Raw genomic sequence first — 26,930 nt, forward strand, 5'->3', positions numbered from 1 at the left:
TAATGCGGTGACAAAGGTAGACATTTTTAGTGAATAACGAACTATCAGTAATGTGTCAATCTGACATAAAAGTATTACCTTTGCTGCGTTTTTTGGCAAAACAAACAAACTGGCAAAGTTTTTGCTGCAAAGCCAATACATTAAAATGCCGTATTGACATGAAACTAAATCCGTTTAACAAGAATAAAAACAGAATAGATATGGACCCAAAAGAAAAAAAAACCAAGAAAGAAGAAGAGTTGACAGTAGACGATATTCAGGATACCGTTGAAGGACAGTCGCAAAACGAAGAAACCACTGAGGAAAGCACACCGCTGACCGCAGAGGAGAAACTGGAAAAAGAACTGGAAGAAGCCCATAGCCAGATCGAAGATCAGAAGGACAAATATCTCCGTCTTTCGGCTGAATTCGATAACTACCGTAAACGGACCATCAAAGAAAAAGCAGAGTTGATTCTGAACGGTGGTGAGAAGAGCATCAAAAGTATTCTGCCGGTAATCGACGACATGGAACGTGCACTGACAACTATGGAAACGGCTACGGACGTAGCTGCCGTAAAAGAGGGTGTTGAGTTGATATATAATAAGTTCCTGTCTATCCTGTCGCAGGATGGAGTAAAGGTTATCGAAACCAAAGACCAACCGCTGGATACGGATTATCACGAAGCCATCGCTGTGATCCCTGCTCCGACAGAAGAACAGAAAGGTAAAATACTGGATTGTGTACAGACTGGATATACCCTTAACGGCAAAGTAATCCGCCATGCAAAAGTAGTTGTGGGTGAATAACCGGAACACGACAAACTTGCTAACATAATTAAAATCAACGAAACTAAAATATGGCAGAAAAAAGAGATTATTACGAAGTGCTGGAAGTCACGAAAGAGGCAACAGTCGAAGAAATAAAGAAAGCATACCGGAAAAAAGCCATCCAATATCACCCGGACAAAAACCCGGGTGACAAGGAAGCAGAAGAAAAGTTTAAAGAAGCAGCCGAAGCGTATGACGTACTGAGCAATCCGGATAAACGTGCCCGCTACGACCAGTTTGGTCATGCAGGAATGAGTGGAGCAGCCGGAAACGGCGGACCGTTCGGAGGATTCGGTGGCGGAATGTCTATGGACGACATCTTCTCTATGTTCGGTGATATTTTCGGCGGCCATAGCGGCGGCGGATTCGGTGGTGGTTTCGGAGGCTTCGGCGGATTTGGAGGCGGAGGTTCTCAACAGAGAAAATTCCGTGGCTCAGACCTCCGGGTGAAGGTGAAGCTGAATTTGAAAGAGATCTCTACAGGAGTTGAAAAGAAATTCAAACTAAAAAAATATGTACCTTGTTCGCACTGTCACGGAACAGGGGCAGAAGGTAATGGCGGTTCTGAAACTTGTCCGACCTGTAAAGGCAGCGGTTCGGTAATCCGTAACCAGCAAACCATCTTAGGAACCATGCAGACACGTACTACGTGTCCTACTTGTAATGGCGAGGGAAAAATCATTAAAGACAAGTGTAAGGTTTGTGGTGGAGAAGGTATCGAATACGGTGAGGAAGTAGTAACAGTAAAAGTTCCTGCCGGAGTAGCAGAAGGCATGCAACTCTCTATGGGCGGCAAAGGAAATGCCGGAAAACATAACGGTATCCCGGGCGACCTATTGATTTTGGTGGAAGAAGAGCCACATCCGGAGCTGATTCGTGATGAAAACGATCTGGTATACAACTTATTGCTGAGTTTCCCTACAGCAGCTATCGGAGGTGCGGTAGAAATTCCAACCATCGACGGAAAAGTGAAGGTAAAAATCGAAGCAGGTACACAACCGGGAAAAGTGCTCCGACTCCGCGGTAAAGGGTTGCCAAGTGTAAACGGTTACGGCACAGGAGACCTGCTGGTTAACGTAAGTGTATATGTGCCGGAGACACTGAGTAAAGACGAAAAAAGTACTTTGGAAAAGCTGGAAGAATCGAAGAACTTCAAGCCAAGTACTTCAATTAAAGAAAAGATATTCAAGAAGTTCAGAAGTCTTTTCGACTAAGAAGTTTCACCACCGATCACACTGATCTACACAGAGAATATCTCATAAAATCTGCCCGGGTATACGTCGAAAGATGTAAGCCCGGGCAAATTTATATAAAACAGAATACCGGATAGTTGGATAGTATCCCGATGATTTATCAATCTGCCACCCTTTATTACATCCCGGCTTCAAAAAGACATAAAACATGCTGTTTGAAAAACGCCACATTTCTTTTTTGAGACACATCTGGGAGAAGGAAGTTCCCTCAAGGGGACTTTGCAAGCCGAAAAGCCGGGATTGAAGGCTTCGAAAGCCGGGATTTTGAGAGAATAGCGCCGGGCTTTCCGGAAAAAGAAGTAAGCATTTTCACAAAACGCTTACTTCTTTCGGGACAAATGCCTACTTCTTTCAGAAAAATCTCCCCATGTTTTTCCATATTACCCATATTCTTCACAGTCGAAAGCCGAAAAGTGACGAAAATTTCCCTGGTTGCTACTCCGAAACGAACAAAGCAAAAATGACAAATAAGCGGATATTCGGGATAATTACTGTCTATAGGTTCTGACTTTCACCGAAAGTAACGTGATTTTATCTACTTATTTCTCCATTCAGATGACAGAAGTAAAATCACTGATTTCCTTGGGAGACGTTTTTAGCCACACTGTTTAAGAATGGGCCGAAAAAGAGCAATCCAGGAGAAGTTGAAATATCATTTTGGCAAAATGTCAGAAACCGTTTGTGTGTTTTGCAATTTTAATACCCCGGATTCTGTGTCAGATTGGGATTCATCAAACGGATTTTCTCCGGAATAGGAAATACTGTGGTATATCCACTTTCCTCACCCGGAAGCCGGGGCCTGCTTGTATAAGCACGGGTATATTGGCGAAAACGAACCAAATCTTGCCTGCGCCAACCCTCCCAGGCAAACTCTAATTGACGTTCCGAAAGCAAACTTTCTAATGTAGCTGTCCGGAAAGGAGCATTCACACGGGCGCGAACAAGATTCAGTTCTACATCTCCATTTTCTCCGTTACGGACTTTGGCCTCACTCTTCATTAATAAAACATCGGCATAACGATAGAGTACAATATCATTTTCCATCAGTTTACCATCTTTTGTGGCGGTTTCATCAATCTCATACTTTTTCATCCGTGCGCCTGCGGTCTTTTCATAGGAGGTATTAGAGATATCGACATCCACCTTCCAAGGAAAATACTCCAGCAAAGTACCGTCATCGAGTGTGATGACCTTTCCCTTCAAATCGTAAACAACACCTGCAAAATAACATTTATCAAAACGGGGATCGACAGTTTGGGTATCATACCCAAAGGTTCGAAGTACTTCCACAGTAGCGCTTGAACCATTCTCTCCTCCCAATCCGTAGGCCTTGGCATGATTATAGTGACGGGAACGGAAAAGATATTGCATCTGGTTAGTATATAAAGTCTTACTCATTGGAATGGTAAAAATATTCTCGGCAGAAGATTCATTGTAAACAGCAAAGTTTGCTTCATAGTTATCTTCCAGACGATATCCCGCCGCAGTAATGGAATCACAATATGCCTCCACCGTTTGCCAAGCATTGAGCCGGTTGCCATCTACTTCAAAATAGATGTCTCTTCCATCGGGATATTGTGTATCGGTCCAGTTATCATCCGCATATATCTCAGCATTCAAGACAAGTTTGGCAAGCAAGAAATGGACTACAGGACGGGTAATCCGCCCATAATAACTGCCGGAACGATTGCTATATGTTTGCGCCAATAAAGGGGCAGACTCCTGTAACTCCTTCACAATAAAATCAAAAACTTCTTTACGGTTGTTTTGTTTCACCTCTTTCAAAGGTATAGCAGATGAGAGAATTAGAGGAACACGTCCGAACAAGTCCATTAAATGATAGTAATACAAAGCACGGAAAGCACGAACCTCTGCCCGGTAAGCAGGAAGTTCCGTGTCATGGTGAGTCTCCTGATAAGTATCGATTCGTTCAAGTGACTGATTGCAAAGACCTATAACCTTATATAAATATTCCCACGTAGCCTGAATAGCATCATTATCGACTCCCCAACGATGAAGAAAAAGTCCCTGCCAGAATCCTCCATCATACCAGTCACCTCCACGGGTAGGCATAATAGCCTCATCGGTGGTAAAGGTATTCAGATCGTAAATTCCCCTGCCGGTGCCCTGCAACCCCTGACTATCACTATAACCTCCTATGTTATTGTATAAGGAAGCCACTGCATTATAATACAAATCGGTGAGACTCTTGTAAGCATCCTCTTCGGGAATCTTGTCTTTAGGATTTTCATTCAGAAAGTCATCGCATGAAAACAGCAGACTAAACATCAGGATACAGACAAAGGAATATATATAGTGCCTTTTCATAATTAATCCTCCAAATTAAAAGTTAATACTCAAACCAAGCGTATAGGTACGTGTTAAAGGATATCCCCGTTTGTCATCCACTCCCAAAGTAGAATTAACGGTAGAACTGTTGATCATAGGTGACAGACCGGAATATCCGGTAATAGTAGCCAGATTATTGACAGTCAGTGCGAGACGGAGGGACTGGACGTATTTTTTCCACTTCGACACAGGAACATTCCAGCCTATCGTAACATAATCGAAGTTTACATAATCACCTTTCTCCAGCCAATAGTCCGTAGCGGTCTGGTCTTTGATATTACGTCCGGGAGCTTTCTTCATTACATTGTAATCAGGGAAAATATTCATATTCATGTAGGTCAGTGAAGTACCGTTATAGATTTTATGACCGAACGCCCCGTTTATCTGTACTGAGAGATCGAAACGCTTATAGCGAAAACTGATATTGGAGCCAAGCAAAGTCTTGGGCACCGCCTGACCTGCCACATAGCGGTCTTCTCCATCTTCAAGGCTCACCCCTCCTCCGTTCAAATCGGCAATGTCATACGTATACCCACCATTGCCATCGGAAATAAGCCCTTTGCAATGAGGCAGGTAGAATACCCCTAAGGGTTGTCCTATCATCTGATACACAATATGATTATATCCACCATGAAATCCGGCTCCGTCCAGACTTGCCAGGCTTTTATACTCAGGTGCCGAAATATTCTCTCCACCATACATTCCACTTAATGAAAGCAATTTATTTTGCTGGAAAGTGACATTAACATTAATGTTCAATTCCATGTCGCGGGTCTTCAAAGGAGTGATGCCGACAGCAATCTCCGTACCGCTGTTGCGCATGGAACCTATATTTGCCAAAAGAGTGTTATAGGTAAAAGGCGGCACACTGACATTATAAAGATAAAGCATATCAGAGGTCTTGGAATTATAGTAGTTCAAAGAAAAGAGTAACCGGTTGCCAAACATACCAAGATCCGCACCTGCATTAAAAGTACGCTTTACTTCCCATTTCAAATCGGGATTGGTATTACGCATATTACCCAAAGTAACCACCTGTGAACTACCAACAGGAACAACTCCGTTAGGCTTTACCAGATTAAGCGTCGTATAAGAGTCGATGCCACTCTGATTGCCGGCCAGCCCGTAACCGATACGGAATTTCAGATTATCCACCAATGAAATACGTTTCATAAACTTCTCTTCACTGACAACCCAGGCAGCCGACACGGATGGAAAAAAGCCCCATTTATGATTGGCACCAAACTTGGAAGAAGCATCGGTACGGGCATTCACCGTAAGGATGTACCGATCGTCAAACGTATAATTGAAGCGACCGAGAAAAGATGCCAACCGCGGCTGTTCAAAATAAGAGTTCGTTCCTTCCCAAAGGCGAATGGCACCTGCCTGAAGGTTGTTATAACCAAACTGATCGGAATTGAAATTGGTCACAGTGGTGTAAAAACCGCTATAAGTCTCTTTTTGAAGTTCCGCCAGGGCCAGCACATCAAAATAATGTTTATTCCGGTTCTTTTTATAGGTCAACATCAGATTGCCAAGCAGTGATTCCATTTTCCGGGTACCTTTATATGCTTGTCCGTGTGCCCATACAGATGTAGGCAGATACTGGGAATTTTCAACAATATTATAAGTATAAGAACCAAAAAGAATCAGTTTAAGCTCGCGCAGTAAGTTAAAGGTCAGCCGGGCATGAGTACTGATATGTGAAGTCGCATCATGATCTTTCACTTCCATCCAGGCCAAAGGGTTAGTGATCTGGCTGGCATTGGTAATCTGATCCCAGGAACTGGTTTCCGGATTACGGTGATTGGGATATGTAGGATTAAAAGTTGCAGCCGAATAGAATGTTTTTTGAAGGTCAAACAAATTATGGTTCTTTTGGATAGAGCCAAACATACCTAACTCGCACACCAAGAAATCATCAAAAACATGCTGGGTCATGTTCATATTCGAAGTGAAGTTCTTCATATCCTCGTTCAATATAATGCCCTGACGATCCATAAAGCCCAACGAAACACGATAGCTTGAAGCATCCGTCCCACCATAAAATGCAACATGATGATTCTGTTGCAGACCTGTTTGCTCTATCTCCTTCAAAAAATTGGTTTCATTCCCTTTATCAAGTATTGAAATGCCCTGTTGCTGCGCCAGATTGCGAAACTCACTGCCGGAAAGCATCTCCAGATTTTTGTATACGGAGGATATGCCGAAACTACCGTTATAGCTGACTCTGGTTTTGCCCCGAATTCCCTTCTTGGTAGTGATCTCGATAACACCTGAAGCACCACGGGAACCATATTGTGCTGTCTCCGAAGCATCTTTCAAGATAGTAAAGCTTTCTATATCGGTAGGATATATAGAAGTCAACATACTGAGATCACCAAACACACCGTCAACAATAATCAGAGGGTCGTTACCACTGGTCAGTGAAGTGGTTCCCCGCAAACGTACGGCATCCAAAGCAGCCGGACCATTGGTTCCTTTTTCTATGGTGAGTCCGGGAACACGTCCACGGATAGCCTCCAGAGGATTGGTAATCTGGTCCTTATTCATTCCTAACCCCGTAATTTTTTCTACCGAACCGGAAATATTCTTTTTATTCCCGGTGGCGTATCCTACAGTAATAAGAGAATCTGCCAGCCAAACAGGCTTATCCTGTGCTTGCAAAACAGAGCTGGTAAACATCAAAAATAAAGCTAAGACGAATGTTGGTATGTGAATGATCCGGTATTGTTTCATACTATCATTATTTAAGGTTTGCATATAAAATATAACAAAAAAAGAGGGTATCTGGTTGCCCGGATCCCCTCCTTTCTTATCTTTATCTGAACGGATTATTTACTCTCGATCACCAATGTACCTTTTTTCAGGCCCTTCGCGGCAGCCTCGAGTGTAATCTTTCCTGCTTTCTCGGTAGATTGCACAATAGCTGTCATCATGCCACTGAACACTTTCATCTTCGGAGTCTGGAATGACTCGAGTGAAGCCGGATTACCATTGGCTCCTGCACGATAGGTACCTGCCCCTTTCACCTTGAAGCTGATTTCATTGTCGGCCAACGGGCAAAGATTACCATCTTTATCAACCACCTTAACCGTTACAAACGAGAGGTCCTTACCATTAGCATCGATCACACTGCGGTCTGCCACCAACTCAATATGATCGGGCTTGCCGGCAGTATGAATTTCTTTTTCCGCAACGGCCTTACCATCCTTGTCATAAGCGACTACTTTCACGGTACCCGGTTCATACTTCGTATCCATCCACATCAGACGATAACGCTGCTGACGTTTGAAATTGGCGACAGAAGCAGAATCACCACTATTATGTACCGTAACCGAAAGGTCTTTTGTGCGTTTACCCTGGCTCTTACCGTTGATAAACAGCTCGGCCGAAGGATAGTTGGTATATACAAATACAGGGGTCACTTCACCTTCACGTCCTTCCCAATTCCAGTGAGGCAGGATGTGCAAGGTTTCCGCATCTTTATTCCAGTGGCTGCGGTAGAGGTAATAACGGTCTTTCGGAAGTCCGGCAAGGTCGATAATCCCAAACAATGAAGAGTGACTGGGCCAATCAGTATAATACGGAGTAGGCTCACCTAAATAATCGAATCCGGTCCATACAAATTCACCAATGCAATAAGGCAGATCTTCATGCTGGATAAAATCATCTTCAGGAAGATTGGACCAACCACAGTGTTCTACATCATACGATGAAGACTGGTGGTCGTCATATTTCTGCATGGCACGACGTACCACCGGGAACTTGTAAACCCCACGTGAACTGACAGTAGAAGCAGTTTCGCTACCCAAAATAATCTGTTGCGGAAGTTTCTTGTAATTTTCCTGATATTTGTGAGGGCGGTAATTGAAACCGGCTACATCCATCACGGCAGCCATGTTGTTATTAACCACAGCATCAGGCGCATCCATACCCTGAGTAACGGGACGTGTAGGGTCTTCACGATGGCAGATGTCTTGCAGGAAACGTGAAAGCTTCGGTCCACGATCGCCGTTCCACTGATCCGGCACTTCATTACCGATACACCACATAACCACACTTGGATTGTTACGATACTGATGAATCAGATTCACCAGATCTTTTTCTGCCCATTCATCAAAAACTTTATGATAACCGTTCTGCACTTTGGCCGCTTTCCATTCATCGAATGATTCCGCCATAATCATCATACCCATCTCATCACAAGCCTTAATCAACTCAGGAGCGGGCATATTGTGTGAAGTACGGATGGCGTTACACCCCATATCCTTTAGGATACGGATCTGACGGCGAATACCGGCTTCATTGGCGATACCTCCCAACGGACCGAGGTCATGATGATTGCAAACACCCTTGAACATGGTTTTCTTTCCATTGAGGAAAAAGCCTTTGTTCGGAATGATCTCAATGGAACGGATACCGAACGGAGTAGTATATTCATCCTTCAAAGTGTTGCCTTCGTACACTTTTGAAACCGCATTGTAAAGGTTAGGAGTATCGGGAGTCCACAAAGCCGGAGCAGTAACAACAAAATCCTGTTCAAAAACATTGCCGTCGAACTGACTGCCCTGCTTTTCATTAGTTGCCACAACCTTACCATTCTTATCCTTCAATTCGGTGACAATACGGTATCCTTCAAATGTTTTGCCTGCAGGTATATCGAGTTTTGTCTTCAGATTGACCTTAGCAAAGTCGTCCTTCACTACCGGAGTGGTCAACTGAGTACCCCAAGTAGGAATATGAGCATCTTCATTCACTACCAGATGTACATTGCGATACAATCCCGCACCGGGATACCAACGTGAAGATTCGTTTTCGTTTTCAAGACGAACAGCCAGTGTATTCTTTTCACCCGGCTTCAAATAAGGGGTGGCATCCACATAAAAACTATTGTAACCGTAAGGCCAGTAACCGGCCTCTTGTCCGTTGATATAGACATGAGCATGGCTCATAGCACCATCAAAAACCAAAGTAGCCTTCTTACCTTTACTGAATGAAGGGGCCTCAAAATCGAGACGATACCACCCTACACCTACAAAAGGAAGCCCACCGGTACGTCCGGCATGCTCCATCGCCTCTTTTTGTCCATCTTGCGAAATAGCCACATTCTGCTTATCGTTATTGATACTGAATGGACCATAAATAGCCCAATCATGGGGTACCGTTACCGATTGCCACTTTGCATCATCATAAGTGGAGTTACTGAAGTCTTTATTGTCTTCACGGGTAAACTTCCACCCTTTTTCAAAGGTTTGTTCCGTACGGACCTGTGCACATACCAACAGCGGCACAGCGAGCATCGAAGCAAATGCAATTTTGATTTTCTTGTTCATGATTGATTTGTTTTTATTTTAATATAAATTCCATTGTTCCGGCATGCACCAACTCCTCATGGCTGATACGATAGCCTGCATGTTTCTTTCCGTTCAACCTCACCTCTTTGATCAGATCGGCATCATTTCCGGGACGAACAGCCGTAATAACCAATTCTTTTTCTTTGTAATACTTCGGATCAAGCCGAATAGTCACTTTGTCGAAAGTAGGTGTAGTCAGTGTATAGTCGGGCATTCCCGGACAATCGGGATAGAGACCTATCATACTGAAAATGGCCCATGCCGACATGGTTCCGGTATCATCATTACCGGGAATACCATTAGGCTGGTCGGTGAAATATTCGGCAAGCAAACGTTTTACCTGTTTCTGAGTACGCCACTCTTCTCCTTTGAAGTAGCTGAACAAATAAGGATAGGCAATATCCGGTTCATTAGCCGGATCATACAGCCCCTCATCAAAAACTTTCTGCAATTTATCCACAAACTTCTTTTTACCTCCCATCAGACGGGTTAAACCTGCAATGTCATGGGGAACATAAAAAGTGTAGTTCCAGGAATTGCCTTCATGAAAACCGGGACTGGGAGCAAAATTGGCACCCTCCATCGGGTCGAACGGAGAGTAAAATGTTCCATCGGGTAAAATAGGACGCAATGTACCAAATTCTTTGCTGTAATAATGTTTATAACCCAATGAACGGTCATAGAACAATTTTGCATCTTCTTTCTTTCCTAAAGCCTGAGCAAAACGAGACAAGGCATAATCGGCAATATAATATTCAAGTGCATGCGAAACAGAATTGTCATACTGCTCTGTCAAAGGCACATATCCTTTAGCAATATAATCATCGATATCGGGACGCATCAGATTATCTTTACCCGGAGTCGTAGCGGACTTATACATGGCTTCATAAGCTGCCTGTACATCAAAGTCACGTAAGCCTTTCATCCAGGTATCTACGATAACGGGAATACTCGGATCACCCTCCATAGTAAGCGTTTCACGGCCGTAAAGTTCCCATTTGGGCAGCCAGCCGTGTTCTTTATACATATCGACCATCGTGCGAACCATGTCCAGTTGGCGATCAGGGAAAAGCAGGGTCATCAGCTGATGTACGTTACGATAGGTATCCCAGAGAGAAAACACGGTATAACGATTTCCCTTCGTTGTAAGGATCTCACTGCCTTCCATAGCCGGATATTGTCCGTTCACATCCTGCAAAATATTCGGATGGATCAGCAAGTGATACATAGCGGTATAGAACACTGTCTTCTGCTCTTTCGTGCCACCTTCAACGAGGATACGCGAAAGATCGTCCTCCCACATGGAACGTGCTTCGGCACGAATCTGATCAAATCCTTTACCAGCCTGTTCCTTATCCAGATTAAGACGGGCATTGGCTATGCTGACAAAGGACACTCCCATGCTTACCTCGATGGTTTCGCCTTCTTCGGTATCGAAAGTAAACCATGTACCAATGTCATCGCCACTCATCTCCTTGGTATAAGCAGTATACAATTTATTCTTGCCGGACGTATTGTCCCATTGGGCTTCTACTGTCATCGGACGCATCTTTTTCCAGTAGCCACGGGCACGAGGGACTTTATTGATACGCATTACAAAATAAATGGGAAACACAGCTTGCGGATTATAGCAAAAAGTACCCAGCAGTTTAGTCCCCTCTATCTCACGCTCATTGACAAAACGGACGGTAGCTCCCGTTTCATTAGTCAACCCTTCGCCAAGATTCAGCAAAATATTACTTTCTCCTTTAGGAAAAGTGAAACGAGTGATTCCGGTACGTAAAGTGGCCGAAACCTCATTCTTGATTCCGTATTTAGTCAGGATATTCGAGTAATAACCGGGCGTGGCCTTTTCGTCTTTATAAGCACTTCCGTACTGTAAATAATCGACGTTCAGCTTTCCGGTTGTAGGCATCAGCAGTAGAGAGCCCAACTCCGGACATCCCACTCCACTCAGATTGACGTGTGAAAATCCGGTAAAATAAGCATTGGTATGTTCATAAGGAGTAGACCACCATTGGCTGTCTTTATCTATTTTATTACCAACGGACTTTCCTCCCATCACATTGAAAGGGACAACCGACATCATGCCTTGAGGACAGATGGCTCCGGGATTCGTTGTTCCGTAATTCGTTGTTCCGATAAACGGGTTCACATAATCCACCGGACTCTCTTGCGCAGAAGCTACTGCTATGGACAGCCAAACGGCTGCAAGTGATACTAAATAAGGTAGTTTCTTCATTCTTTCAATACTCTATATTTATCTAATTTATACGTTCGGTTTTACCGGACCTGCGGAAAGAGTTACTTTACAACGATTTCGTCTGTAAACACCCATCCCCCGAATTCCTCTCCGGCACGAGCCTGGTAACGGACATAACGTCCTTTGGCATTTCCGTTCCATGCATAGTTCTTAAATACTACAGCATCCGATTTAACCACTTCATGCGTCTGACGGCTCAGCTCAGTGAAGTTTTCTCCATCTTCCGAGACAGAAATTATCACTTCGACAGGCAGAAATACTTCAGGACCCACTACCTGCATAAAATCAGCACCAATCAAATGCAGATCTGTCGATTCTCCCATATCGATAGTTACGTCCAAACGATCGCGGGAAATAAATCCCTGCCATGCCCCGTCGCTATAGGTCCAACTCCCACGGATTCCATCAGTCAGGGTTTTATCACCTTGTGCCGGATAAGACGAATTGTAGGGAGCATTATATTTTACGGTCTTGCCCAATGCAAGATGCTGAACCGGTTGCGCTGCTTCCGGCCGATTGCCGATCTCCTTTTTCAAATCGAACGGATGATATCCTTTGGATTGTAAATATCCTACAGCCTTTAAAGCACGGGGACGAAAATCAGTCCATGATTTCCGTTCAGGTGCAGACCAAGCCACTTCGGCCAACGCAAGAATACGAGGATAAATCATGTATTCACAATGCTCGTCAGTCTGAATATATTCTGCCCAAAGATTGGCTTGAACACCATAAATCAATTTTGCTTCATCGGGTGTAAGCGAAGCGGGAATCGGATTGTAAGAGTATACTTTTTCCAATGGCAGATATCCTCCGATGGCTTCGGGCTGAGAATAAGGAGCATCCTGATAACTATCTATATAACAGTGCGAACCGGGAGTCATAATCGCCTGATGACCGGATTTTACGGCATCGATACCACCTTGTTCACCACGCCATGACATTACAGTGGCATTAGGTGCCAATCCACCTTGCAGAATTTCATCCCATCCCAGTAACTTGCGGCCATGGGCATTGAGGAATACCTCCACACGATGAATCAGATAACTCTGTAACTCATCTACATTATCCAGTTGCTCATCCTTCATGCGTTTTTGGCATTTAGGGCAGGTTTTCCAAGCAGCTTTTCCGGCCTCATCACCTCCAACATGAATGTATTGGGAAGGGAAAAGCTCCATAACTTCCGTCAACACATCTTCAAGAAAAGTAAAGGTTTTCTCGTTTCCGACACAAAAATCGGCATTCTTATAAGGCTCTCCTGAACAAGACAGTTCCGGATAGGCAGTCAGAACCTCTTCCGAATGGGCAGGCATCTCTATCTCAGGAATAATAGTAATATGACGTTCACGGGCATAATTGACCAATTCACGAATATCATCCTGCGTATAATAACCTCCGGAAGCACCGGGAGCATCAAAACGACAATATTTCCGCCCACCTTCATTCCACCATCTTTTCCAGTTGGCTTCCGGACGCCAGGCAGCAAGTTCCGTCAATAAAGGATATTTCTTAATCTCGATACGCCAACCGGCAGCATCGGTAAGATGCAAATGCAGGCGATTGAGTTTATAATAGGCTAAAGCGTCTATCTGCTTTTTCACAAACTCCTTAGAGCGAAAATGCCGTGAAACATCGAGCATCAGCCCACGGTATTCGAAACGTGGCGAATCCTGAATCGTTGTAGCCTGAACTGACCAGGCACCCTCCATTGCAGGTTGAGCCATTTGCAAAAGAGTCTGAACACCATAGAATAATCCGGCACCGGAAGTAGCCTGCACTGTTATTTTATGCGGAGTTACCTCCAGTGTATAGCTCTCGGGAGAAGATAACTGAGGATTAGCCTTCGTTATCATAAGAGAGACCACGTTATCTTTCGTTTGCTTTTTACCGTTTTTGAAATGGATAGGTAATGTCTCCAGATAATCCATCAACATTTTCTTCTCTTCACCTTTCAGGTTGGTATACAGCTTAGTGTCACCGGTAAATAGAAAAGTACCGCTACCTTGCTCCATCCGGAGAGGAATAGGAATGACAGACTGCGCTTTCACACCAGCTGTTGCTATCATCAAACCGGCTGCAAGCAAGAAAGTACAAATTTTCATTGTAGGTTTTATCATGATATGATTGGTTTTAGTTTTTTGTTTTCAATGTACAAATATAAGTAAAATGTCAGATTATCTGCAATCAGTCAATCATTATCTTAACTATTTCCGGGGTACGGATTCCCGGCTTCAGCTCACCATTGATATTAAAGAAGGTCTGTCCCTGCCCTGTCAATGCAGCACCGGCACGGGCAACATCTTCACCCCGAACAGCCTCTTCCCACTTATCCCGACGTGTATTATAAATCAAAATCCGGTCATTAAAACGATACCATCCTGCCGGATGCAACATATACTTTTTTGCTTCCAACTTCAGACTGTCTACAACAGTTTGCTTGCCATTGGCCACGGCTGTCTTCATCATTTCCTCGCGCTGAAGAGCAGAAAAGAAAATATCTTTGTTGACTCCACCGGTACAAAGTATCAAACTGTCCGTCAGTGCTATACCGGCTCCACCACCCAAAGCGACAGGCACAGAATCATTGCCAACCGGAACAGATACCGACTGCCATTGTTGCAAAGATGGAGAATAGCAATATCCGTCAGTAGAAAGGCTTGCAGACCGTCCATCGGATGCACCGGCAAAACCTCCCCATAAATATAGAAGGGTTTCCCCCTCTTTACGTTGTCCTACACATACCGGTTGTACACGGGGAGAACCCGGAAAATCGGGAAGCCTCTGCCATCCGGTCTCCGGGCTACTCAGACTGAGGCAATAAAGTGCATTCGAAGGTTTACCATCCACATTGCCTCCGGCTACGAAAAGTGTATAATCCACTACTGAACCGCTCATATTATCCATTGTACAAGGTAAAGAAGGTAGTGTATCTACAATCACAGTCTGTTTATCGTCAGTCAAAGAAAGGCGGTAAACAGCAGATAAGGATCCATTTTCGTTCGATCCACCCACACAAACTACCCCTTGAGGAGTCGAAACCGAAACTCCATAAGCAGCAGCAACAGGCAGCTGACCGACTTTTCTCCATATGAAAACTGAGTCTGCAGAAGCGTCAGCGGCATAAATACCTTGGTAGAATTTCTTCTTTCCTCCTTCGGCTGCCGGCGTTTCCGGAAAATTACATCCGCCGGCAATCAATAACTCTCCCTGATAGATGCCGGCATAACATGCCGATACACCCAAAGAAAAACCGGGTTCTCCTTCGGGGAATCCGGTCATTTTCTGCACGCTAATCCCTTCTTCATTAGGCGCAACTTGCCGGGAGCTGCACGAAGCAACCATCCCGGCAAGTAAACATCCAATGATAGAAAGAAAACGAATCGTTTTAGTTTCTGTCATTTCTATTTTTTCAATTCAACGTAATTTCATCTACAAATAAGAAGCCCGGATTACCTTTACCACCATGCCATGCCGGAATGGAGTGTTCCGACGTTGCAACCACTTTCACATAACGGGTTTTTACCGGATCGAAAGTCAATTTGTGCTCATAAAGCCCATTACGGTCGGTCTCTTTCATCTCGGGATATGCTTCAGAAGCAACTTTAGTAAAAGTCTTATCATCATCTGAAACCTCAATTGAGAAAGAACGTGCATCGAATACCCAGTCCCCCTTTTCAACACAAGTAGTGATAGCTACACTTGAAATTTCGGTAGGTTGCTGCAAGTCAATTGTTACATCCATATCATTCTTATAGAATGCGATCCAACGGCCGGTTTTGTAGTTACCATTTCCTTTCAGTCCGTCTACTAATGTAGAAACACCACCAAATTCATATTGCTTGTTTACAGGCTGATTAGCTTTAATAGGCTTTGAAGTAGATTTACTGAAAGCAATCTTTTCAGTCAGCATTTTGCTGTTTCCGGTAGGACGAACAGCAACCGCCTTTAAAGTACAACTTTCCTTAATCGTAAGAATACTGTCACATACGGGAGAAGCTGCCGTAGGCTCAGTTCCATCTAATGTATAATGGATGGGAGCACCGTCAATAGTAGTCATCACTACATCTACTGCTCCTGTAGCCGAATTAGCAACAAACTCGGATTTCACATCAAATACATGTTTGGCATAATTATATCCTTCAGCTTCATATATATTAATCAATTGTGGCAAACGGGTCAGGAAGTTTTCATAATTCTTCTTTTCAGGATTAGACCATTGCACCTCTGCTAAAGCAGCCCAACGCGGCAACACCATATACTGAGCCTGAGAGAAAGTAGGAATGTATTCCGTCCAAAGATTAGCTTGTACACCAATAATATATTTTTGCTCTTCCGGAGTCAATGAAGAGGGCATTGGCTCATAACTATACACTCTCTCCAAAGGTAAATAACCACCAATAGCCAAAGGTTCATTCTCAGTATCTTTGGTCTGATAGTAGTCAAAGTATAGATAAGTGTTCGGAGTCATGATAACATCATGTTTCTGCTTGGCAGCCTCGATACCGCCACCTTCACCACGCCATGACATCACGGTTGCATTCGGAGCGAGTCCACCTTCCAAAATTTCATCCCAGCCGATAATCTGACGTCCGTGCTCGTTCAGGAATTTTTCTGCATGGTTGATAACAAAACTCTGCAAATACTCTTCTTTTGAATGCTTAGCATCACTCTTGATTCCCAAAGCTTTGATACGAGCCTGACACTTCGGACATTTCGCCCATTCACTCTTCGGACATTCATCACCACCAACATGAATATATTCAGATGGGAAGATATCCATAACTTCTGTCAGTACATCATCGATAAAGGTCAGTACGCTGTCGTTACCTGCACACAATACCTGATCGGATACTCCCCATATCTTCCAAACTTCATACGGACCACCGGTACATCCCAAATGGGGATAAGCAGCCAATGCTCCCTGCATATGTCCCGGAAGGTCAATTTCCGGAATAACAGTGATATAACGATCGGCAGCATAAGCTACGATTTCTTTTGCTTCTTCCTGAGTATAGAAACCACCATAAGGTTTTCCATCATATTCTCCTGAATTACGTCCGATTACAGTTTCCGATCTCTTTGAACCGATTTCTGTCAACTTAGGATATTTCTTGATCTCAAGTCTCCAACCCTGGTCCTCTGTCAAATGCCAATGCAAACGGTTCATGTTATGCAAAGCCATCATATCGATATATGTCTTTACTTCATCTACTGTGAAGAAATGACGTCCCACATCAAAATGGGCACCACGATAGCTGAAACGAGGATGGTCGTTGATTTCTACAGCCGGCAATGAAGGAGTTGTACCAATGGCAACCGGAATAGACTTGCGTAACGTCTGGATACCATAGAATACACCGGCTTCAGTGGGAGCAGCAATGGTTACACCATCTGCATTCACACTCAACTGATAAGCTTCAGGGTTCTCTGATTCCATACCCAATTTAAGCAGAATAGCACCTTTACCTTCAGTTCCAGCTTCAACTGCATAATCCTTACCTGTAGCTTTCTTCAGATAATTCGCCAGAAATTGGGCATTACGTTGCATCTTCTCATTTCCTTCCGGATAGATGATTTTCACACTACCATTCAATGTAAATGGTTGGCTTTGAGCAGTAGTAATTTCCTGAGGTAAAGGAATTACCTGGTAATTAGCTGTAGTCTCTTTGTCGTTACACGAAGAAATAAATCCCGTGAGCGCCAGTAAACCGGCAATTTTAAAAAGATTTCTCATACAAATTATTTAATAGGTGTTAGTTATAGGTATCTCGTACATGTTTCACTGTAATATTTTGCTGTTCTCCTTTCTTAATATCCGGAGACGTAATCGTTATCTTCTTGTTTTCCCCCGGCAACAGATCAAAGAAATTATCACTGAAACGGGCGCCCTGAACAGGAATCTGGATAAATACATCTTTAGCCAGCTTAGAAGACGATAAGGTCACTTCACACTTACCATCGGATTGCTTTACTTTCATAGAAACATTTGTTTGGGGCAACTCCAAATCCTTAGTCTTATTAAAGAAATAAACCTCTTCAGCTATTTTCTTACCGGTTTTATCTTTCAAAGCAAGTAGTAAGAAACTGTTTTTACGATGTTCCGATGTCACCCACTCACTCAACGGTTTACGAAAGACACAAGAAGAAACATTCGCCGGAACCTCGACTGCCCTGACAACTTCCTTATCTAATGTCTTGCCATTAAAGTCAATCACTTTCATTTCAAGTGTAAGTTGACTCTGTTTCTCCAACAAATCAGATATCAGATAAACACTCAAACTATCACCTTCTTGTATCGCATTGACCAGCAGTGGTGCAAAAGCTCGCTTTGCCTGATAGTGCAATGCCTTCCAATTGCCATAATAGTCTATACTTGACCAGGAAACGACAGGCCAACTATCATTAAGCTGCCAGTATAATGTCCCCATACAATAAGGCCGGTTGCGACGATGTGCTTCCATGCCATGGCGCATACCATGCCCCTGAAGTACAAGTCCGATATATACAAAGTCTTCAAACTTCTCAGGAACAACATAATCACGCTCCATATAAGTTCGTATCAAATCGTTACCGATACTGCTTTTCTGGTGTCCGTTCATTACCTCCGATTCAATCTGATAATCTTTCGTAGACGCAAAAGTAGCAATCGTCTTCATTTCAGGGAACGACTGGAAACCGAATTCGCTCATGAAACGAGGCAAATCGGTATCTAATGACTCAAAAGGCTTTTTGCCATACCACACACCCCAGTTATGACTATCGCCCGTGCCCCAGGACTCCGGACGTCCCCAATTTGCGAAATAGGGAGAAGTATGTTTGTAGAAACGCCCTTCATCAAGTTCTTTCACCTTTGCAGGCAGCAATCCCCGGAATAACTTATCATATCCCCGGAACATGTTTTCATATACTTCCGGAGTATAATTCTTTTGCCATCCCCAGTATTTTAATCCTTCCAGAATTTCATTATTCCCACACCACATGGCGAGTGAAGCGTGGTTTCGCAGACGTTTGATATTATATTCCGCCTCCTCTTCCACTCGCTTCAAGAAAGTAGGATCACTTGGATAGGAAGTACATGCAAACATAAAATCCTGCCAGACAAGAATACCATTTTCATCTGCCAGATCATAGAAACGATCGTCTTCATAAGTTCCCCCACCCCATATACGAACCATATTCATATTAGCCTCTTTCATATCTTGAAACAGAGTCCTATAACGTTCGGTAGTTATATTGGGGAGCAACGCATCATCAGGAATATAGTTTGCTCCTTTTGCGAACATCGGGATGCCATTCACCTCAAAATAAAAAGATTCTCCATCTTTGTCTTTTTCGTTCACTACGCGTATCGTACGAAGGCCGATTCGATGCTGCCGTGCGGCGACCGTTTTGCCATCACACACCACCTGCACTGAGAAATCATATAAATGAGGTTTCCCCCACCCATTGGGCATCCAACGCACGGGGTTCTGAATATCCAATGGAATTTGGACTTGATTAAAACCCGGTTTTAATGTTACATTTTCCTTTACCATCACTTCCTCTCCTCCTTCCAATGAATAAGAGATCAAGACCTCAGCAGGCTTTTCTTTCTCAGAAATACTATTAATTTCCAATTCATTAGAGAGTTTTGCAACCTGATCTGTCAGACTAAGCTGCTTCACATGAAAATCTGCAATAGTAGCAACATCATAAAAACGAAGAGTAACAGGACGCCAGATACCGCTTGTAACCATACGGATTCCCCAATCCCATCCATAACTATAAGGAGCTTTCCTGGTAAATACACTAAGACGTTTTTCGTGGTGATCATTATCTGCCGGATAATTAAATCCATTGGAGGACCACTGTGGAAGGGTTTGTTTTATCGGAGAATGAAAATAAACATGCAGCAGATTCTCCCCTTTACGTAATACTTGTTTTACGGGAACTACATAGCCCACAAACATATTATCTGATTTCAGAATCAGAGAACCATTCAAATAAACATCCGCATAAGTATCCAGTCCCTCAAAGGAAAGCTGGGCGGCATCTCTCTTCAACTGCTCTTCTGTAACGACAAAACTGGTTTTATATTCCCAATCCTCATTTTCCACCCACTGAATCTTCTTTTCATTGGTACCATAGAACGGATCGGGTAGCAATTTATGATGAATCAAATCCTGATGAACAGTGCCCGGGACAGTAGCTGGTAGCCATTTTTCTGTCCCCACCTGTGAGAATGACCAATCGTCATTCAACATTAACACATCCGAAGTGTCCCTGTTTTGCCCATAAGCTAAACCGCAACAACATACAAGTCCATACAATAATTTTTTCATCATAAACTGCTCTCTTTTTCAAGTTTATCTTCCCCAGTCCGTACGGAACGTAGATGCCGGTAAACCATCACCATTGACCAGATTGGCCCGGGTGAAAGGCTGCCAGCCGTAACGTACACGAAGAGGATTCTTCACTTCTTTACTATATACTTTTATTTGATTTCCTACAACTTCGGCTGTAGCCGGATAATAAACATCCTCTGTTTCAGCCACTTCGAATGTCCGTAACGGTTTCCCATCCGATGAATGCATACCTTCAGCACAATCAAATGACACGTAAGCAGCACCATCACGGAACTCTACATTGCGGAACATCGGCCCCGAAGGCGTTACATTCTTCTTTCCATAAGTCTGATTCAAAGCCCAATGTGCCAAACGCTCCCCAACAGGCTGTTTGTGTTTGGGGTGTACATCAAGCGAATCACCCAGGTCACTCGATACTGCCATACCTGTATTAGGAATCTCATACATCATTCTGCGCTGGCTATCACGGAACCATGGCCATGACGGACGATTGATGCTTGACAACTGCACATAATAAAATGGCAAATCTTTATTTTCCCAGTTTTTACGCCAACTTTCAACCAATAGTTTAAACAATTTCTCGTGTGCCTCACGATTATGTGCATTCGATTCACCCTGATACCAAATAATACCTTTAATAGGATATTGTTCTAAAGGACGGATACCGGCCTCATACAGGTAACAAGGTTCATAAGGATGACGTTGCTGTTTGCTATCCGCCTTTTTCACATTAAGAGCGGCACGACCGCGTACCCAGTCTTGGATAAAGTCATTTTGAGTCCAGTTACGTAATATAGCCGGAAATTTATATTCCAATGTATTACGGTCTACCCATGCTTCGGTAGGCGAACCGCCGATTGCGTTACAAATCAATCCGACAGGTACCTTTAGACTGTCCTGCAGCATTTTACCAAAATAGTAAGCTACCGCAGAGAAAGAACCGGCAGTAGCAGGCGAACAAACTGTCCATTCGGTATCTTTATAATATTGCAGATGATTTAATGAATCCAATACGGACTCATCCCATTCAACAGCATCTGTACGCCAGCGCGCCTTCATATCGAACAAACGAATCTGACCATTGGCGGCTTGCGGAATATCCCTTTTAGCAGTTTTACTCCAACCAAGATAGAACTCCATGTTCGATTGTCCGGAACAAAGCCATACCTCTCCGGCTAATACATTATTGAAAGCTTGTTTCTGCTTTCCCGCAGAAACAGTCAAAGTATATGGGCCTCCAGCCTTCAAAGGCTGGAGAGTGATCGCCCAATCACCATTGGAAGCAGTTTTCACAGACTGTTTCTGTTTAGCTATTGCTACAGTCACTTTTTCTCCTGCGTTTGCTTTGCCACGGATAGTCAGAGGCTGCCCATGTTGAAGCACCATATTGTCAGTATACAGTTCAGATAAGTGTAATCCACCGAAATCTCCCGTAATCGCAGAATATACCGTTTTCGCAAGAATGCCGGCACCCTCTACATTAGGATGTACAGCATCCGGAAGAAGATACGGATACGGATAAAGCGGCGCATGGAAATCTATCAACTGAACCCCGGCATATTTAGCTATTGTCTCGATACTTTGCTGAATTTCTCCATGCCAATCACGGGTACCCGACTCAAAACGAGGATGACGATCGGCAATCGGTGTCAGTCGGGCAATAATAATATGACATTTAGGATTAACAACACGGAAAGAATCAATCAATGCCAGATAATCTTTCACGAAATGATCACGATAGTTCGGCCAGTCACGAGGATCCGTATCATTGATTCCCAAGTGAATAACAACAATATCACCGGCAAAGGCAAGCGCTTTTTTAAATTCTTCCTGCTGCATGTAAGGGCGGTGTCCTTTATTTAATAAAGTAGCCCCTGATTTTCCGAAATTTCCAACTTCATAAGTATCGCCCAAAAGTTGCTGCAACTGTGAAGGATAAGAATCCGTTGCCGGATTTGGAAGAGTATACCCATACGTAATACTATTCCCCACGCAAGCAACTTTTATCCGCTTCTGTGCGGACAAAACTGCGCAAATCATCAAAAATAGAGATAAGAATAGTATCTTTTTCATTTCTTGTTTATATAAGGTTTAACAATATCCACCCATTTAAGGTAGCCTTTACCCAGTAAGTGTAAACCATCATTTGTATACTCAATATTCATCTTGCCGGTCTTCTCATCAACAAAATGAGAATAGAGATCAATATAGGTCACGTGTTCTCTGTCAGCCAGCCGAAGCAGCCCTTCATTAATCTTTTTCACCTCTTGCCAACGTGACGTATGTCCGCCAAACATCTTATAATGATCGGTTACCGGAAGTACACTTTGCAAATATAGCTTTGTTTTTGGAGATTCTTGTTTAATTTTTTGAGTAATCATACCAATACGATGAACAATTGTATCCGCAGAGGTGCCCCGGCTTACATCATTTATACCGATCAACAAGAATATTTTAGCGGGTTTTCCTTTTAAAATCGCATCCAGCCGATCATAAACACCCATACAGATATCACCACTGATTCCCCGGTTTTTGACATGCTTATTATTCAATAATTCACTCCATTCTCCCCCGTTAGTAATACTATTACCCAGAAAAATGATATCTTTTGAAGTCACAGGCAGCTCCTCAAACAGAGTTGCACGTTGATAATAGAACGTAGAATATTTGCGTTCCTGTGCGTTGCCCGCCATTGAGGCGAGCAACAACATCATTAATAAAATTTTCTTCATTCGTTTTTATTTTTTCTCGATCACTTCGTTTTGTCGGGCGAATAGATAAGTCCGTCCACTGCATTTTCTCCGTCAGGAGTTACAAAAACTGTAGTAAACATCCACTTCACCAACCGCACCTCGGGCATATTGAATTTGCCAACCGGCAATTTCAGGAAAACTTTATTCCAGCCTTTATTCAGATGTACGGCGATAGGCGGACGTGCCACACAATTTTCATTTCCCAACGCTATTTCATTACTCTTTGTACTATGAGTAGCTGTCCATACAGGCGGCTGTATTTCTTCATTATTGATCCAGATACGGCTGCCTTTATAGTCCCATTTACCTTGTAACGGAGCCAAGTCCATTTCCGAACGACCATAATTCTGAAATTCAGCCCATAGCCCTACTTCCTGATCTTTCGGAGAGTAAACCCATGTATAGGCATAAGCCGTATGATTCTCTTGCGGATCTTTATAGAAAGTAGGTACCATTTTCCCCCATACATGACGAAGATAGATACCCGCACCAATGGCAGGGTGTACCCCATACTCTTTTCCTTCATATAAATAAGAATCCTTCAATTCCTGTTCCGGAGGAAAGACTTTATTCAAATCTCCACCATTAGGAAATGCATCAGTAATATTCCATTTTACATTCGTCTGTTTTACATAGGCGAACGGATATCCCTTAAATGTATGCTCTTTATGCCAAAGCATACGATTCTCAAAATCAGCAAATTCTTTAAACTCCGGAGAGTCTTCAGAAGGTAAGATAGTACCATTCTTATCAAAATATTCTGTACCTCCGCCTTTCCATGCACGTTCAGCAATAGCCAGCATATTAGGATAGAAATTATTCTCAAGTATAATATTGCGTTCGTTAGCTACGTAACGGTCATTCCAGATGGCAAGAATTGTCCCTGCAATATCGTCACTTCCTTGCTCAACATTATAAATACGGCTGTTATACAATGCAATGATATCGCCAAAAGTATCAAAATGATTGAGATAATGAAACTTAGAATCAATTGCGGGAATACCTTTTTGGGCTTTTCCACGATAACTCCACAAATGCGTCATATCAATTTCGCCAGGTTTATAATGCCATCCCGGATTCCACGAAATTACTTTCTTTCCTTTGGCACGGACATATTCGACCATTTCCGGAACGAACTTTAGATTGGTAAACCGAACTTCATCCGTACCAATATGAAGATAAGGTACATCAAAAGTCTCGCAAACTTCATCTACCAGCAATTTAAGAATTTTCATTCCTTCCGGGCTCTGCATATCATGACGGAATGTACGGACAAAAGCCTCACTATGCCCCGGCATATCAAATTCCGGGATTAAAAGTATATTATGCGCTTTACAAAAAGCGACTAAATCTTTCGCTTCTTCCAATGTATAGTATTTACCCGGCATACGAGTCGTATTCACACTGTCATTCAGCATCGGAAAAATTTTACTTTCCAGCCTCCACGATTGATTTTCAGTCAGGTGCCAATGAAAGACATTAATTTTAAAACGTGAAAGAACAGCAATTTCACGTTTCAATTCTTCAATCGACATATACGTACGCCCTACATCCTGCATAAAGCCACGTATTCGGAAAGCAGGCCAGTCAACAATTGAACAACCGTTGAATGTTGCCTTTTTCTTTCGCACATCCTGTAACTGGGCCAAAGTTTGCATAGCCCAATACACACCATGCTCCGTCACAGCCTCAACCGTAACTTTACCATTATTTACCACCAGGCGATAAGCTTCGTCTGCGTTCAAAGGTACCTCTTCTAATGAAGGTACCAGTTTCACTTCAATACTTGCACGAGCTTTGTCATCAATGACTCCACCCCTATCGACAACAAAAGCTTCCCACTCTTGCCGAAGCACCGGAGTAGAAAGCTTTGTTCTGCCCAGTACAAAGCTGGAACTTAAAGGAGTGAACTTTTGCGGCTCCGGAAGCAGGTGATATTCACCTGCCCGGACCGTAGAAATTGTGCATAAGTAAATAATGAAACTGATTAAGAAAATTTGTTTATTTCTCATCGGTGTTTATTTAGTTTATGGGGGAAAATTTCTCATTTAATAATGTCTTTCAACTTCACTGCCTGGAATGTCATATGTGCCACACTGCTTTCATAAAGAATACCAACCGTTTCTTTATCAATCATAGTAAGACAAGAATAACCCCAGTTATTGCCTTCATCCAATAAAAGTTGGTGTTCGGGTGACCAAGTCACACCACCATCCAGACTGATTTTAATAGTAGTATTATAACGTCCTTTCGTCGTATTAGGATTAGAGAATATCAATAAATCCTTGCCCAAAACATTATCTTTGGCTTTCACGCTTATCAAACTAGCCATGCAAACCGATTCCGGCAATGCCTTGCGAGAAGATTCATGTTCTGTCCATGTTTTACCCAAGTCTTTTGTAATAGCCACAGCACGACTTCCACCACGATTATCACGCATATTCAACATCAATACTCCGGGCTCGACCTCGGCAACCTGAGCCTCTGTAGTATTCGTGCGTGCATAATTGTGCATTTTCCAGTTTTTACCACCATCTTTGCTATACATGATACCTGCATTGGGTACACGTGTCGAATCAATAAACTGAGTAGGGAATACCAAAGTACCGTCACTCATAGTGATGCCCCGACCCGGACCTTGCAACAGAAAATACCAAGACGGATCTTTTACCTGTTCTGTGATATTAATAGGTGCAGACCACGTTTTACCGTCATCCGTACTTTTGGCAAGAACAAGTTGCGCAGTATGATTCATATCCATACCCGGATGTGAACTCCACCATGCACGTTGGTTACCCATACCATGTGTCCAGGCAGCAACCACCCAAACATTATTTGTTTTTGTATCAACAAGGATAGAAGGGTCTCCTACTCCATTCTGACCGGCAGGCAGACCACCGAACTCCCCAAATGCCAAAGGCAAACGCATTTTCTCCCAGGTTTTTCCACCATCTGTACTGCGGCTTAAACCAACATCAACATGCTCTTGCAAGTCCACGCTACTATTATACCGTACATCATAAACTCCCAGCAGTGTACCTTTATTAGTAGTCACCAATCCCGGGATACGGAATGCGGCAGAATTATCATCTCCGGCATGACGTACTCCTACCCCCATGCGGTGTTCAATTCCTTCTTGCGAAACAACATCCAACAGAGCCTTCTTACCATCCAGAGTGACCGAAGCAATATCGGCAGTCACCTTACTGGTAAGGGATGTACCCGGCTTCATTTGCAGACTAATCCAGAAATAGTTAATTCCCGGAAACAGTTTTTGGTTCCCTTTCAAAACAACTTGATTGCCAGGATTACTCACCTCCGATTTTTTTATTGAATAAGAAGGATTGGCGGCAAGCGTTTTTCCCGGAGTGTTACTGGAGATGTATCCCACAGGAGCAAAACGTTTCTTATCTCTGTCCTGCAATGCTTCTGTACCACCATAATAAAGTTTTATAGACTGAATTTCAGACAGATCCACTCCTTTACCAAAATTCAACACTACATCATTAAGAGTCTGGCTCTCTTTAGCATCCAAACGAAGATAGAACAAGACATTATCTTGTCTCTCTATCAAAATAGGAATACGGGTCTCACGAACAAAAATTGTATCTGCGGCTCGAACTACCGGTATAGCACACAGAAAACAGAAAAGCGAAAATAGAATTACAGCTTTTTTCATGGTATCGACTAATTAATATTTATGTTATCGGGAGCAAAGATAGTATTTTTTATTATACAACAGCTATATTAATTAAATATTTTATTATATACCAGCCAATTAATAAATAGCACGCAAGCTAAGGG

At 43.1% G+C, this 26,930-nt stretch carries 14 protein-coding genes; 2 read left to right on the top strand and 12 right to left on the bottom strand.

The features are described 5' to 3' along the window. Positions 1 to 200 precede the first annotated feature (200 nt). Together ISX59_RS09830 and dnaJ are read left to right on the top strand one after the other, a co-directional pair. On the top strand, positions 201 to 788 hold the full coding sequence (locus ISX59_RS09830; protein ID WP_005776532.1) for a nucleotide exchange factor GrpE: 588 nt from the start codon (positions 201 to 203) through the stop codon (positions 786 to 788). A 50-nt stretch (positions 789 to 838) separates the two neighbouring features. Continuing rightward, positions 839 to 2,023 carry a molecular chaperone DnaJ gene (dnaJ, locus tag ISX59_RS09835; protein WP_220575861.1) on the top strand — a complete coding sequence of 395 codons (1,185 nt, stop codon included), beginning with the start codon at positions 839 to 841 and terminating at the stop codon, positions 2,021 to 2,023. 735 nt (positions 2,024 to 2,758) lie between these two features. On the opposite strand, the gene ISX59_RS09840 is transcribed toward dnaJ, so the two are convergent. From ISX59_RS09840 to ISX59_RS09895, 12 genes are all read right to left on the bottom strand, one after another. Next, positions 2,759 to 4,390, bottom strand: a complete 1,632-nt coding sequence (locus ISX59_RS09840; protein WP_032530392.1) for a RagB/SusD family nutrient uptake outer membrane protein — start codon at positions 4,388 to 4,390, stop codon at positions 2,759 to 2,761. Positions 4,391 to 4,405: 15 nt separating this feature from the next. Next, complete coding sequence (locus tag ISX59_RS09845) at positions 4,406 to 7,150, bottom strand: SusC/RagA family TonB-linked outer membrane protein (protein ID WP_220575862.1); 2,745 nt, start codon at positions 7,148 to 7,150, stop codon at positions 4,406 to 4,408. A 95-nt stretch (positions 7,151 to 7,245) separates the two neighbouring features. Further along, positions 7,246 to 9,747, bottom strand: a complete 2,502-nt coding sequence (gene galB / locus ISX59_RS09850) for a beta-galactosidase GalB (protein ID WP_220575863.1) — start codon at positions 9,745 to 9,747, stop codon at positions 7,246 to 7,248. Positions 9,748 to 9,760: 13 nt separating this feature from the next. Further along, positions 9,761 to 12,010 (bottom strand): GH92 family glycosyl hydrolase, encoded by a 2,250-nt coding sequence (locus tag ISX59_RS09855; protein ID WP_005808986.1) that lies wholly within the window; start codon positions 12,008 to 12,010, stop codon positions 9,761 to 9,763. 62 nt (positions 12,011 to 12,072) lie between these two features. Next, positions 12,073 to 14,145, bottom strand: a complete 2,073-nt coding sequence (locus tag ISX59_RS09860) for a family 20 glycosylhydrolase (RefSeq protein WP_044299626.1) — start codon at positions 14,143 to 14,145, stop codon at positions 12,073 to 12,075. Between the two features lie 67 nt (positions 14,146 to 14,212). After that, positions 14,213 to 15,427 (bottom strand): cyclically-permuted mutarotase family protein, encoded by a 1,215-nt coding sequence (locus ISX59_RS09865; protein WP_032536301.1) that lies wholly within the window; start codon positions 15,425 to 15,427, stop codon positions 14,213 to 14,215. A 10-nt stretch (positions 15,428 to 15,437) separates the two neighbouring features. Beyond that, a complete protein-coding gene (locus ISX59_RS09870; RefSeq protein WP_044299624.1) occupies positions 15,438 to 17,762 on the bottom strand; it encodes a family 20 glycosylhydrolase in 2,325 nt (774 codons plus the stop codon). 19 nt (positions 17,763 to 17,781) lie between these two features. Further along, complete coding sequence (locus tag ISX59_RS09875) at positions 17,782 to 20,352, bottom strand: glycoside hydrolase family 2 protein (RefSeq protein ID WP_044299623.1); 2,571 nt, start codon at positions 20,350 to 20,352, stop codon at positions 17,782 to 17,784. 21 nt (positions 20,353 to 20,373) lie between these two features. Continuing rightward, the gene (locus ISX59_RS09880) at positions 20,374 to 22,446 is read right to left on the bottom strand and encodes a GDSL-type esterase/lipase family protein (protein WP_220575864.1); all 2,073 of its coding nucleotides are present in this window, start codon (positions 22,444 to 22,446) and stop codon (positions 20,374 to 20,376) included. Continuing rightward, positions 22,443 to 23,105: an SGNH/GDSL hydrolase family protein gene (locus tag ISX59_RS09885; RefSeq protein WP_022012119.1), complete on the bottom strand. Its 663-nt coding sequence runs from the start codon at positions 23,103 to 23,105 to the stop codon at positions 22,443 to 22,445. The genes ISX59_RS09880 and ISX59_RS09885 overlap by 4 nt, the downstream gene beginning before the upstream one ends. Before the next feature lie 20 nt (positions 23,106 to 23,125). Continuing rightward, complete coding sequence (locus ISX59_RS09890; RefSeq protein WP_005819541.1) at positions 23,126 to 25,138, bottom strand: family 20 glycosylhydrolase; 2,013 nt, start codon at positions 25,136 to 25,138, stop codon at positions 23,126 to 23,128. Between the two features lie 32 nt (positions 25,139 to 25,170). Beyond that, the gene (locus ISX59_RS09895; RefSeq protein WP_005776517.1) at positions 25,171 to 26,805 is read right to left on the bottom strand and encodes a sialidase family protein; all 1,635 of its coding nucleotides are present in this window, start codon (positions 26,803 to 26,805) and stop codon (positions 25,171 to 25,173) included. Positions 26,806 to 26,930 lie beyond the last annotated feature (125 nt).

This window comes from Bacteroides sp. FSHCM14E1 (genome assembly GCF_019633785.1).
GTDB classification, from domain to species: domain Bacteria; phylum Bacteroidota; class Bacteroidia; order Bacteroidales; family Bacteroidaceae; genus Bacteroides; species Bacteroides hominis.

What these genes read in the sequence shown, in the direction of transcription:
- ISX59_RS09890 (WP_005819541.1), bottom strand. Translation starts at nt 25,138, where the DNA reads ATGAGAAATAAACAAATTTTCTTAATCAGTTTCATTATTTACTTATGC.
- dnaJ (WP_220575861.1), top strand. Translation starts at nt 839, where the DNA reads ATGGCAGAAAAAAGAGATTATTACGAAGTGCTGGAAGTCACGAAAGAG.
- ISX59_RS09855 (WP_005808986.1), bottom strand. Translation starts at nt 12,010, where the DNA reads ATGAAGAAACTACCTTATTTAGTATCACTTGCAGCCGTTTGGCTGTCC.
- ISX59_RS09880 (WP_220575864.1), bottom strand. Translation starts at nt 22,446, where the DNA reads ATGAAAAAGATACTATTCTTATCTCTATTTTTGATGATTTGCGCAGTT.
- ISX59_RS09870 (WP_044299624.1), bottom strand. Translation starts at nt 17,762, where the DNA reads ATGAGAAATCTTTTTAAAATTGCCGGTTTACTGGCGCTCACGGGATTT.
- ISX59_RS09885 (WP_022012119.1), bottom strand. Translation starts at nt 23,105, where the DNA reads ATGAAGAAAATTTTATTAATGATGTTGTTGCTCGCCTCAATGGCGGGC.
- ISX59_RS09860 (WP_044299626.1), bottom strand. Translation starts at nt 14,145, where the DNA reads ATGATAAAACCTACAATGAAAATTTGTACTTTCTTGCTTGCAGCCGGT.
- ISX59_RS09865 (WP_032536301.1), bottom strand. Translation starts at nt 15,427, where the DNA reads ATGACAGAAACTAAAACGATTCGTTTTCTTTCTATCATTGGATGTTTA.
- ISX59_RS09840 (WP_032530392.1), bottom strand. Translation starts at nt 4,390, where the DNA reads ATGAAAAGGCACTATATATATTCCTTTGTCTGTATCCTGATGTTTAGT.
- ISX59_RS09895 (WP_005776517.1), bottom strand. Translation starts at nt 26,805, where the DNA reads ATGAAAAAAGCTGTAATTCTATTTTCGCTTTTCTGTTTTCTGTGTGCT.
- ISX59_RS09830 (WP_005776532.1), top strand. Translation starts at nt 201, where the DNA reads ATGGACCCAAAAGAAAAAAAAACCAAGAAAGAAGAAGAGTTGACAGTA.
- ISX59_RS09845 (WP_220575862.1), bottom strand. Translation starts at nt 7,150, where the DNA reads ATGAAACAATACCGGATCATTCACATACCAACATTCGTCTTAGCTTTA.
- ISX59_RS09875 (WP_044299623.1), bottom strand. Translation starts at nt 20,352, where the DNA reads ATGATGAAAAAATTATTGTATGGACTTGTATGTTGTTGCGGTTTAGCT.
- galB (WP_220575863.1), bottom strand. Translation starts at nt 9,747, where the DNA reads ATGAACAAGAAAATCAAAATTGCATTTGCTTCGATGCTCGCTGTGCCG.